The 10,810-nt window shown below is 42.6% G+C and carries 10 protein-coding genes; 1 reads left to right on the forward strand and 9 read right to left on the reverse strand.

Annotation, left to right across the window (positions count from 1 at the left end; all coding sequences use genetic code 11):
- Positions 1 to 307 precede the first annotated feature (307 nt).
- From VJ786_RS16115 to VJ786_RS16155, 9 genes are all read right to left on the reverse strand, one after another.
- Entirely contained in the window at positions 308 to 952 is a 645-nt protein-coding gene (locus VJ786_RS16115) for a TlpA family protein disulfide reductase (protein WP_336558032.1), read from the reverse strand.
- A gap of 18 nt (positions 953 to 970) precedes the next feature.
- The gene (locus VJ786_RS16120; RefSeq protein WP_336558033.1) at positions 971 to 2,050 is read right to left on the reverse strand and encodes an efflux RND transporter periplasmic adaptor subunit; all 1,080 of its coding nucleotides are present in this window, start codon (positions 2,048 to 2,050) and stop codon (positions 971 to 973) included.
- 4 nt (positions 2,051 to 2,054) lie between these two features.
- On the reverse strand, positions 2,055 to 5,201 hold the full coding sequence (locus VJ786_RS16125; protein ID WP_336558034.1) for an efflux RND transporter permease subunit: 3,147 nt from the start codon (positions 5,199 to 5,201) through the stop codon (positions 2,055 to 2,057).
- Positions 5,202 to 5,204: 3 nt separating this feature from the next.
- The gene (locus VJ786_RS16130; protein WP_099367403.1) at positions 5,205 to 6,566 is read right to left on the reverse strand and encodes a TolC family protein; all 1,362 of its coding nucleotides are present in this window, start codon (positions 6,564 to 6,566) and stop codon (positions 5,205 to 5,207) included.
- Between the two features lie 80 nt (positions 6,567 to 6,646).
- Positions 6,647 to 7,045 (reverse strand): hypothetical protein, encoded by a 399-nt coding sequence (locus VJ786_RS16135; protein ID WP_099367404.1) that lies wholly within the window; start codon positions 7,043 to 7,045, stop codon positions 6,647 to 6,649.
- Positions 7,046 to 7,061: 16 nt separating this feature from the next.
- The gene (locus VJ786_RS16140; RefSeq protein WP_099367405.1) at positions 7,062 to 7,688 is read right to left on the reverse strand and encodes a Crp/Fnr family transcriptional regulator; all 627 of its coding nucleotides are present in this window, start codon (positions 7,686 to 7,688) and stop codon (positions 7,062 to 7,064) included.
- 6 nt (positions 7,689 to 7,694) lie between these two features.
- Positions 7,695 to 9,077, reverse strand: coding sequence for an MBL fold metallo-hydrolase (locus tag VJ786_RS16145; RefSeq protein ID WP_336558035.1), 1,383 nt, complete (start codon positions 9,075 to 9,077; stop codon positions 7,695 to 7,697).
- Between the two features lie 82 nt (positions 9,078 to 9,159).
- The gene (locus VJ786_RS16150) at positions 9,160 to 9,573 is read right to left on the reverse strand and encodes a DUF6691 family protein (RefSeq protein ID WP_099367407.1); all 414 of its coding nucleotides are present in this window, start codon (positions 9,571 to 9,573) and stop codon (positions 9,160 to 9,162) included.
- A gap of 3 nt (positions 9,574 to 9,576) precedes the next feature.
- Positions 9,577 to 10,125, reverse strand: coding sequence for a YeeE/YedE family protein (locus VJ786_RS16155; RefSeq protein WP_099367408.1), 549 nt, complete (start codon positions 10,123 to 10,125; stop codon positions 9,577 to 9,579).
- A gap of 214 nt (positions 10,126 to 10,339) precedes the next feature.
- Here VJ786_RS16155 and VJ786_RS16160 point away from each other — a divergent pair, with 214 nt between their 5' ends.
- Positions 10,340 to 10,666, forward strand: coding sequence for a DUF4342 domain-containing protein (locus tag VJ786_RS16160; protein WP_099367409.1), 327 nt, complete (start codon positions 10,340 to 10,342; stop codon positions 10,664 to 10,666).
- Positions 10,667 to 10,810 lie beyond the last annotated feature (144 nt).

Genomic DNA, 10,810 nt, shown 5'->3' on the forward strand with positions numbered 1-10,810 from the left:
TTCGCCATCGCAAAATCTGGAAAGGGCTACATCGCAAAAGCGGCCTAATCAGAATATTATTTGGAGAAAATTTAATTTATTATTTGGATATATACACAGTTCATTGCGAGGTAATACGTCATTGCGAAGTATTACGTCATTGCGAGGAACGAAGCAATCTTTCTCTTTATTAAACATGTGTATCACCTTTGTCATCCTGAGCAACGTCGAAGGATCTGCACGGGTACCACATGTAGATGCTTCGACTTCGCTCAGCATGACATGGCTAAAGATTGCTTCGTCGTACCTCCTCGCAATGACGCGAAGCCTACTTCCTGATATTCTCTTTCGTCAGATCAATCAAACCCTGTTTCAGTTTTTCAGATCCAAAATCCATCATCCCTACATGCTTTCCTACAATATCACCATTCTTTGCCAACACCACGGTAACCGGAATAGATTCACTTGCCAGTTCTGCCGGTAGTGGCGAATCCAACGTATACAAAGGAAGTGTATACTTATTCTTTGCCATGAATTTTGCTGCCTTATCAATATCCTGATCCACCTCTATAGCCATAAAAACAATATCCTTTTCACCAGCAAGCTCCTTACTTAATTTTTGAAGAGAAGGCAACTCTTTAATACATGGCGGACACCAAGTCGCCCAAAAATTCATCACGACAACCTTCCCTTTCAAATCCTTTAACGAAACGGTCTCGCCATTGATATTCTTAAAGCTGGCCTGCATATCTGAAACCGCTTGGCCCTCCACTTGCCCTTCCACTTGCCCCTTAGAATGTCCTTCCACCTGGCCAGCTTCCATCCCTGCTGCTTCCGCACCCGCAACCTGCTCCACATCCTCATTCCCCAAGGAATCCTTTGAAACACTTCCCTTATTGTTTTCCGCATTTCCACATGACCAAGTCATGAAAACCATTGCCAGCGCAACGATACTTAGATTTAATTTTTTCATTATTTAAATTTCTATAGATTATTTTAATATCTGAACTTTTTGACCATTAATTATTTCTTCGGAAGCCTTTTTCAATAATACTTCCTCTCCTGTTAGGTTGGCAAAGATCTCCACTTTCCCATCCAGCTCCTGTCCAATTTTAACCGGAATACGCTGCACCTCCTGCCGATCATTCAATCCTAGAACAAAAATCCCAGATTGACTATGTATCACAGCTTGCTGAGGTACAAAAAAAGTAGGCCTCTCTCTCTTCAAATGCAGCTTCACATCCGCGTAATCCCCACCATTCAATCTCCCGTCCTGATTAGGAATTTCAAATTCCAGGGCCAAGGCCTTTGTCACTGGATCGATCACCTTCGCATTCCGCTTCACCCGTGCTTCAAAACTACTTTCTGGCAAACCCAACACGGAAAAGACTGCCCTTGTACTATCCGAAATAGCTTGTGCATGAACTTCAGGAACAGTAACCTTTAATTTAAGCCTGTCGTTTTCCACCAAACGGAAGATAGGTATACCCGTATCTCCAATCAGTGCACCAATAGAATAATTTCGGCTGGTAATGATGCCGGAAAAAGGTGCCCTCACTACCAGATATTCTTTAAGTTGTGCAGTTTTTCGATGTGAAAACCTACTTTCCTGAACTGCCGAACTATCCCGTAATAAATTCCCATAAGCCTGTTCCAATTCCAAGGCAGAAACCGCACCTGGCTGATTCTGGGAAACTTTCCGAATCCGCTCATATCGTTGTTTACTTACCGCAAGATTCGCCTCCAGTTGTTGCGATCTCGCTAAATCTGCGGTAGATTGCAGATCCATTTCGGGCGCTTCCAGCGTCGCTAAAACCTGTCCCTTACGCACCTTATCCCCAACATCTACATGAATCCTTTTTACAAATCCCTTCACCTTGGCATACACATCCAAACTTTCATTGGGTTCCAAGGCGCCTGGTAATTTCAGGATAAAGGATGGATGAAGTTTCTCAGGTTGTATAACCTCCACTTTCAATGCCTGGTGAACTTGCTCCTGTTTGGGTTCTTTGCTCGGAGCCTGACATCCAGCCAATAGCAAAATGCCCGCAAAAAAATATACTATTTTCATGTTTTTAACCTTCATAAAATTTACTGTTCAAATCCTCAGGATCCAGCGATGGATCCATATAGCTTGCTTTTTTCATGATCTTCCCGAAGATCATCGGTAGAATCAGAAGAATGACCACGGTGGAACTTAACAGACCTCCAATCACGGCTTGACCCAATGGCGCCACCTGTTCGCCGCCATCGCCCATTCCCAATGCCATAGGCAACATACCGCCAAGCATGGCCATAGCTGTCATCAGAATGGGACGAAAACGAGACCTTGCTGATAATAGTACTGCGCTAGAAGCAGATAAATTCAATTTCTTTCGATTCCATTCTGCCTGATTCACCAATAACACCGCATTCGAAATCGATACCCCAATGGACATAATAATCCCCATGTAGGATTGCAGATTCAAGGTACTTCCGCCTATCCAGATCATCAGCCCGCTCCCCGCGATCACCGCTGGTACAACGGTCAATATAATAAGAGCTATTCGAAGCGATTGGTAATAGGCCGACATCATAAAGAAAATCAACACGATGGCGATGGACAAACCCGATAATAACCCCATTAAGGTCTCCTCCAACAAGACTGTTGATCCTTCCTTCCAAACACGAACACCCTTTTCGGGTTCGCCTACCTTTTCCAATACTTCATTTATCATCCTATTGGCAGCACCCAGATCTTTTTCATGTACATCAGCGATGATACTCACATAGCGATTCGGTCCCCGACGATTAACCTGCGCCGGCATTTCCTTTGCCGTAATCGTTGCGATATCGGCCAACAAAGGAAAGGAACTGCCCTTTTTCACAGGAATGGCCTTTAGATCCTCTACAGTTTGGATAAGATTTTCCGGCACCTGAACCTGTACCTGGAACACCAGTCCTGACCGTGGATCTACCCATAAATTCTTATCGGTAAACCGGGTGGAAGATGTCGTAGCAGAAATATTTCGGGAAACCTCCTGAACCGTCAGATCAAAATCCGCCAATCGTTTCCGGTCGATCTTGATATCAATACTAGGATAGTTAATGGGCTCTGCAATCTGGAGATCCCTAATAAAAGGATACTCGGCCATCAAGTCTTTAATCTTTTGCGCATGCTTAGCAGCCGTTTTCAATTGACCTGCACTTACCTTGACCTCAACTGGACTCATCGACCCTTGGCTAATGATTTTTTCCATCAATTCAATGGGTTCAAAATTAAAATTGACTGCTGGATAGCGCTCTTTCAAATGGTTCCGCACAAATTCTTTAAACTCATCGGTACCCATTTCCAATTTCTTTTTATCCATGGAAAGCTGCAGCACCGCTTCGCCCGTACTATTGGTAAATAGGAAGATAGGATTGATAGGATTTGCAGAAGGGTGCATCCCAATGAAAGCGGAACTGATTTTCAGGCTGTTTGCCGGCAAAGCTTCTTGAATGCTTCGGGTCAATTGTTTTACGGTTTCTTCGGTACGTTCTAATCTGGTCCCATTTGGCATCCGAATTCTTAATTGAAAATCACCCCCTTCAGATTTAGGCATGATCTCGGTTCCCAACATACTGATCGTCAATACCAATAATAAGCTGGCAACAGAAAAATAACCCGCAATCCTCCAGCCTGAGTTCTTAAAACCTCGGCGCAGATGGTATTGGTACCGGATTGATAGCTTTTCCAAAAAGGATTTCTTTTTCCTTTTATGAGGTTTAAACTTCATGATCCAATTGGCCATGATGGGCACAAAAGTCTGCGAAGCGATAAAAGAAGCAATCATAGCAAATGCTACAGCCATGGATAAAGGCATGAACATATCCCTAGGGATCCCTTCCATCAATAAGGCCGGGGTGAGCACGGCAAGGATACTGAGCAGAATCAATAATTTCGCGGTGGATATTTCCAACAAGGCATCCAGTATCGCTCTTGACTTCTGTTTTCCCATTTCCAGGTGCTGGTGTATATTCTCAATCGTCACGGTAGCCTCATCGACGAGGATACCGATCGAAAGTGCTAAACCCGAAAGCGTCATGATATTAATGCTTTGTCCGAAAAAATGGAGCGTTACAACACTTGATAGGATAGCGATCGGAATCGTCAGGATTACGATCAAGGAGCCACGAGAATCACCAAGGAACAAAAACACCATCAATCCGGTTAACAATGCGCCAAGCACCCCTTCGAAAATCAAATTGGACAAAGATCTTTCAATGTAGATCGATTGATCGAAGGCATAATTTATCTTGACGCCATCGGGAAGTAGATTTTCCAGCATGGGCAAGGCATTCTTGAGGTTTTCCACCGCATCTAAGGTAGAGGCATCCGGCTTTTTAATGATCGGGAGATAGACCGATCGTTTGCCATTGATAACCGCATAGCCTACTGTCTGATCGGCAGCATCCATAACCGTGGCAACATCGCCCACAAAAATGGTCCTTCCGGCTAGCTTTTTAATGGGAGTTTCCAGAAACTCCGAAATCCCCGAAGAAATACTGTTCATCGGCGCCATCAGGTTTTTATCACCGATCCGAACATTGCCCGCAGGAGATGGAATGGAATTCTTGGTGATCGCCAAGGTGATTTCCTCCGGACTTAATCCTGCCGCTTTCATCTGTTGAGGGTCAATATTGACCACCAAACTGCGCATGTTCCCGCCAAAAGGTGCCGGAGCTGTAATCCCGGGAATATTGACAAACATGGGTCGGACCTTCGTGATCGCCATGGTTTGCAGTTCTGTTACCGAATGTTGATCGGAATCAAAGACCAATTGACCAACGGGTAGCGAACTGGCATCAAAGCGAACGACCATCGGCGGTACTGCACCCGCAGGAAGAAAGCCCATCGCCCTTGAAACCTGCATACTGATCTCTGCAGATGCCTGAGACATATCGGTTCCTGGATAGAAAGTCAGCTTCATAAGGGTAAGTCCTTGCACACTTTTAAAATCCAACTCCTTGACTCCGTTCACAAAAAGTAGCACCTTCTGAAATTCATTGGCCATAAACCCATCCATATAAGCTGGAGATAGCCCCCCATAAGGCATGGCAATGTACATGGCCGGCGATTCAATCTCTGGAAAGATATCCACTTTTAATTTTTTTATTACTGGCCATGAAAAGTAGACAACTGCAAGTACGAACATGATCACAGCTACTGGTTTTCGTAGGCCTAATCGTATTAAATTCATATCCTATCCGTTGAAATGATTAAAAAATAAGCTGAAATCAGCTCGTTGATAACTCCATGAAATAAGTAGTTTCCAATAATCCCGATAGGCATTCACTTCTTTGAGTGAGGTTTGCAATAGCATGTCCTGAACTTGCAACAATTCCGTCAGATTGATAAGCCCGCCCTCATAGCGCGTGCGGTACATCTCCTGTGCTTTTTCCGCATCTTGCATACTTTTTCTCGCAAGGTTCATACTGGTTTCTGCAGCAAGTACCTGCGCTTCCAAATCAGCTGAAACGGCCTCCTGTTTGGCTTTCAATAATACTGTGGCATAGCTTTTTTCCTGATACTTTATTTGCGCATATTTTTTATCAGAAGCCCCTTTTAGAAACTGCTGAAAGTTCCAGGTAACTCCTACACCAAGAAAATAATTATTGGAAAACCGATCGTACAATTGCCCATAATTCGCACGTATTTCCCCGGCCGAATTCATCGAGGAACTACGGTTCGATAAACCACCGAGCAATAAGAACCTGGGTAATTTTTCCTTTTCATGCCGTTGCTGAACTAACGCTAATCGGTTCAAGGCCGCTAATTCCATGTTGATTTCCGGATGGATAAGCGAATCTTGAGGTACCCGATTGACAACCATCATGAATTTTCTCCCATTTCGATCATTGGTCCAATCCACCTCTTGCCCAATAAACTCTTTCAATAAGAATTTTGCGCCCTCCTTTCTTCCTTGAAGCAGGGTGAGATTGCTTTCCATCTGATGTAAAGCAGATTTAGCGATCAGCGAATCCGCAGCAGGTTTTATCCCAGCTTCCGCCAGGTTTCGGCTAATGGACAACATCAGGCGATAGTGTTTTAGCTGTTGTGTATACCATGTCACCATAACCTCTAAATACTGGAGGTTCATAAATCGAGCGATCAACTGCTCTTGGAGCTGAAGTTCAAATAGTGATTCCTTCAATACGGATTGACGAACTTGGGCATGACCAATCTGTTTATCTAGATCCCGTTTCCCAAAACGAAGAAAATCCCAGGTCATGATACCGGATAAATAATGATTGAAAAGATGCTTATCACCTTGAATAGCATCACTGGCATTTACATTGACAATACCCGCCAAAGGTATAAAAGCACCCGTACCACCTTCAGCAGTACTGAGGCCTTGTTGGAATTGTATTTGGACCTGAGGTTTATAAAGTAGCAAGCGGGCTAGACTATCCTGCTTTGCCAATAAGATTCCTTGCTTTTTCTCCTCAAATCCTTTATAATATTGCTTGGTGCTCTCCCAGATCGCTTGCAGATCCTGCGCAGAGGCAGCATTTGCAATCCATAGAAAAAACAACAGCAACATGTTTTTCTTCTTTAAAAACATAGTTGTATTTAAATAAAATGGTAAAAGAATGATATAATAAATGGGGGGATTAGGATAAAATTATCCTAAAGCAAAGAGGCCTAAATATTCAATCTATTGAGTTGAATTAAGGAAGGGTTGAGGTTCAGTTTGGTTGTATCCCATGCATATTCCACTTTTTCACGAGGGTTCATGAAATAAGCGAAAAGGAATACCAATCCTAACGCGATTAAAGCTGGTTGGAATTGAACCTCCGCATGATGCATCTTCGATCCATTGAAGAGTTCTGTGGAAGAACTACATTCCAGTGTGGTCTGCTCCATCAAATTTTCAAATCGAAGCGATTTATTGTTTCGGTTTTCGATGCTCTGCTCTTGGCCGAAACTTTGTTTGATGGAAGCCTTCAACGGACAAGACGTCAATACGAAGACCAGAAAAATGCCCAGCACCTTGGCTAGCATTCCGATCTGTAATGTTGACTTGTTTAATGTTTCCAGCATATGACAAAGATAAGAATTAAATCAATACCCTGATTTCGTTTCGTAAAAGAACAATTTTATCCTCATGCTCCAGTTTTTTAAGGATCCGAGAAATTACAACCCTAGAGCTGTTCAGATCTGAAGCCATCTCCTGATGGGTTAAAGTCAAGATCCGATCATTCGTAAGCTTCACCTTTTCTTTGAGGTAGTTCAATATGCGTTCTTCCATATTGGAAAATGCCAAATTATCTATGGCACCCAACATTTCATTCATTCGAGAAGAATAGCTGTTGAGGATAAAATTTCGCCAGGAATTATATTTGACCATCCAATCGTTGAGAAAATGGTTGGGGATCATGGCTACCGTGGTAGGCATTTCTGCCTGTGCACGGATTTCACTTTTTTTATTTCCCATGCAGCAGGCAATGGACATGGTACAGGTTTCCCCTTGTGCCAGGTAATACAAAAGTACTTCACCCCTTTCTTCATCCTCGCGCACAATTTTTATAGCGCCAGACAACAATAAGGGCATAGACCGGATATATTGACCGATATCGACAATAATATCCCCTGCATCAAACTCTTTAATCAAAGCAACCGCCTCAATCTCTTCGATTAAGGCGGGCTCTAAAATTCCGCTATAGGCATTTTCAATGATGTTCATCAAATGCTATGCTGGGGTCGTTGTTTTACCTTTAGCTTTCCAATCCAGGAAACTTCCGGCGTAATTATAAAGGTTTTCAAACCCATTTTTCTCCAAATAGGAGTATGCAATAGTTGCTCGATCACCTGACTGGCATTGAATAATGATATCCTTATCCTTCAGGTCGTTTGGCAATTGTTTTCTTAAGCTTCCGATAAAACGATGCTCTGCTCCTGGAATATGTGCATTCTTGAATTCTGATCTACTCCGAACATCCAGCAGTACAGTATCTTCCTGATCTTTCTTGGATTCTACTTCATCGGCCTCCAACAGCTTAGTTGGCACTAATTCTTCGCCAGCTAGATCGGTTACAAATGCCTTGATATTATCCAAACCAATTCGCATCAGTTTCCGTGTAATTTCTTCCTGCGCGCCTTCATCTGCAATGATGACCAGATTTTCATCATAGCCGATCATCCAGCCTGCCCAATTTGCTAATGCTTTATTGTTTTGGATGTTTATTGCCCCTTTGATATGTCCTTTAGCAAATTCATTTTTATGTCGGGTATCAATCAGGGTAACCGGTTGATGCTGCTGCGCTTCCTCTAGGGATACGGTAGGATGTTCCGGTACTTCCACCAAGAGTGGCCTATTCACCTTATTTAATTTTTTCATCATGGCGAAGTAATAAGGTGCTTCTGGCTGATCACTCAACAGGTAATTCTTGAAGCCTTCATAGTCATCTCCATATTGAAAAGCCCAATTACGTAGTTTTTCATAACCCACCGTGCTACTCGGTACGGAACCCAAGGCTTTTCCACAGGCAGATCCTGCCCCGTGGCCTGGCCATACCTGAACATAATCCGGTAATTCTGCAAAGCGTTTTAAGGAGTTGAACATCTGCTCCGCCCCGATTTCTTTGGTTCCAACCAAGCCTGCAGCCTCTTCCAACAAGTCAGGTCTACCGATGTCACCGACAAACACAAAGTCACCTGTGAAAATCATGACAGGCTCATCAGAAGCCGGATGATCACGTAATATAAAGCTGATGCTTTCTGGCGTGTGGCCGGGTGTATGCATCACTGTCAAGGAAAGATTTCCTACCGTGATTTTATCACCCTCTTTCAATCCTACATGCGGAAATTCATATTGCCAATTTTCTCCACCTTCATCAGAAAGGTATAATTGAGCGCCGGTTGCTGCAGCCAATTCGCGAGATCCGGCCAAAAAATCAGCATGTATATGGGTTTCAGCTATATGGGTGATTTTCATGTTGTTCTGTTTGGCAATCTCCAGATAAACATCCACATCCCGTTGGGCATCAATTACAATGGCTTCATTCTTTGCTTGGCATCCAATAAAATAACTTGCTTGTGCAAGGGTCTTGTCATATACTTGTTGAAAAAACATAAACTCTCCTTAATTATTTTTAATTATACAAATTTAATTTGAATTGGGAAGATTCTTAGTTACTTATGTTACAGACAAAATATTAATGAGGTAATTTATCTTTCACCATTCCATAAATATAGGTTCCCAATACAGCAAAGACAGCGACAATGATCATCGGATATACACCTGCACCGATCAAAACAAATATGGGTCCCGGACATGCACCAACCAATGCCCACCCCAATCCGAATAAGATACCACCGATCAGGTATCTGGGGATGGATTTAGCTTTCGGAGGAATCACGATGGCATTTCCATCCACATCTTTCTTTTGATTCCTTTTGATGATCTGAAAGGCAATTACACCAATTATCAGCGCAGTACCTATAAAACCATACATGTGGAAGGATTGGAAATTGAACATTTCATAGATTCTAAACCAAGATGCAGCTTCGGCTTTATACATCGCCATACCAAATACCACACCTAATAATATATATATCAATTTTCTCATCGCTTAAAAAATAAAAGGGAATAAAACATGAACCATGATCAAACCGCCAATGAAGAAACCCATCACGGCAACCAAAGAAGGCCATTGCAGGTCGCTTAATCCGGAAATGGCATGTCCCGAAGTACAACCACCGGCATAGCGGGTTCCAAAACCGATCAACAAACCACCTATTGCTAATAAAATGATGTTCTTAACCGATAAATCCCCAAAGATTTCAGTTGGCGCATAGGCCGTACCTGCGCTTTCAAAGCCCATACCCCTCAATTGCGTAACGGTAGTATCTGAAATGGCTGGAATCTGATCATTGGATAGATAATGTGCGGATAGAAACCCGCCAAGCACCGCACCGACTAAGAACAGCAGGTTCCATTGTTGTGATTTCCAATTGAAATCAAAAAAGCTACAACTTTTTCCTGCGCCAATCATGGAACAGATATTTCGAAAATTGGAAGAGAATCCGAAGCTCTTCCCTAAAAAAACGAGGGCTACCATGACCAAAGCCACGATCGCTCCTCCGACATACCAAGGCCAAGGCCCCATTAGTAATTCCATAGTTTTAAAATATTTTACGCAAAGGTAGCTACTTCCTCCTCCCCGTTCGGTAACCTAAGTTACGAAAAGTATATTCACCGATAAATTATAGTCAATTACCGAAAAATGACGTGGATTGACCTATTTATCTGCTTGGTTTTGTTTAACTTCAAGTACTTTTGGATATAAATTAAAAGCGAAAGCAAATAGATTAAACAATAAAAACGATAAAGTTATGTCAATTAAAGAAACATTCACCGTAACAGGCGAGAACTTATTAAAAAGAATCAAAGAATTAATTGCAGAAGGCAATGTTACAAAAATCACGATTACCGATAAAAACGGTAAAGAGATCATGAATTTCCCAGTTACCTTGGGTGTCATAGGTGTGGTTTTAGCACCTATCTTCGCAGCTGTAGGCGCTATTGCGGCCTTATTAACAGAATGTAAGATTACTGTTGAACGTACCGATAAAGCAGCAGAAACAGAAGAAAACCCAGAAGTACCGGTAACTCCTCCAACGGAAGAAAAATCGGAAGGTACGACGATCGAAGTTCATTAATCGACACGCACTAATTTTTAGATTATTAAGGAAAAAGAGGCTGTCTAAAAAGGTCTCTTAAAAGAGAACCCCGTCATTAAAAAATGGCGGGGTTTTTCTGTTTTTTGTCCTCAAGATTTTGTATCTTAAGGTGCAACCAAAAAA

The organism is Sphingobacterium tenebrionis (assembly GCF_037126265.1).
Lineage (GTDB): Bacteria > Bacteroidota > Bacteroidia > Sphingobacteriales > Sphingobacteriaceae > Sphingobacterium > Sphingobacterium tenebrionis.

Bases quoted from the DNA above. Each gene is read 5' to 3' on its own strand.
- VJ786_RS16115 (WP_336558032.1), bottom strand. From the start codon at position 952: ATGAAAAAATTAAATCTAAGTATCGTTGCGCTGGCAATGGTTTTCATG.
- VJ786_RS16120 (WP_336558033.1), bottom strand. From the start codon at position 2,050: ATGAAAATAGTATATTTTTTTGCGGGCATTTTGCTATTGGCTGGATGT.
- VJ786_RS16125 (WP_336558034.1), bottom strand. From the start codon at position 5,201: ATGAATTTAATACGATTAGGCCTACGAAAACCAGTAGCTGTGATCATG.
- VJ786_RS16130 (WP_099367403.1), bottom strand. From the start codon at position 6,566: ATGTTTTTAAAGAAGAAAAACATGTTGCTGTTGTTTTTTCTATGGATT.
- VJ786_RS16135 (WP_099367404.1), bottom strand. From the start codon at position 7,045: ATGCTGGAAACATTAAACAAGTCAACATTACAGATCGGAATGCTAGCC.
- VJ786_RS16140 (WP_099367405.1), bottom strand. From the start codon at position 7,688: ATGAACATCATTGAAAATGCCTATAGCGGAATTTTAGAGCCCGCCTTA.
- VJ786_RS16145 (WP_336558035.1), bottom strand. From the start codon at position 9,077: ATGTTTTTTCAACAAGTATATGACAAGACCCTTGCACAAGCAAGTTAT.
- VJ786_RS16150 (WP_099367407.1), bottom strand. From the start codon at position 9,573: ATGAGAAAATTGATATATATATTATTAGGTGTGGTATTTGGTATGGCG.
- VJ786_RS16155 (WP_099367408.1), bottom strand. From the start codon at position 10,125: ATGGAATTACTAATGGGGCCTTGGCCTTGGTATGTCGGAGGAGCGATC.
- VJ786_RS16160 (WP_099367409.1), top strand. From the start codon at position 10,340: ATGTCAATTAAAGAAACATTCACCGTAACAGGCGAGAACTTATTAAAA.